The organism is Aquitalea sp. ASV15 (assembly GCF_016429115.1).
Classification (GTDB): domain Bacteria; phylum Pseudomonadota; class Gammaproteobacteria; order Burkholderiales; family Chromobacteriaceae; genus Aquitalea; species Aquitalea magnusonii.
In genome coordinates, this window is the sequence record NZ_JAELTZ010000170.1 from 1 (window position 1) to 320 (window position 320).

Consider the following 320-nt stretch of genomic DNA (forward strand, 5'->3'; position numbering starts at 1 on the left):
GGCAGCCTACAGTCTGCCCCCATCACTCCGCGCTGGCGGAGACCATCGACAAAGGCTTTTGCATGTCCACACGTATCGAACACGACCTGCTTGGCGATCGCGCCGTCCCGGCTGATGCCTACTGGGGCTGTCTCTTATACACATCTGACGCTGCCGACGAACGAACAACAGTGTAGATCTCGGTGGTCGCCGGATCATTAAAGGGGGGGGGGGGGGGGGGGGGGGGGGGGGGGGGGGGGGGGGGGGGGGGGGGGGGGGGGGGGGGGGGGGGGGGGGGGGGGGGGGGGGGGGGGGGGGGGGGGGGGGGGGGGGGGGGGGGG

The 320-nt window shown here is 73.4% G+C and carries 1 protein-coding gene; it reads right to left on the reverse strand.

Annotated elements, in window-relative coordinates:
• Positions 1-118: 118 nt before the first annotated feature.
• Positions 119-320 (reverse strand): hypothetical protein (locus tag JHD64_RS21370; RefSeq protein WP_199055650.1); only part of this gene is annotated, 202 nt, incomplete at its 5' end.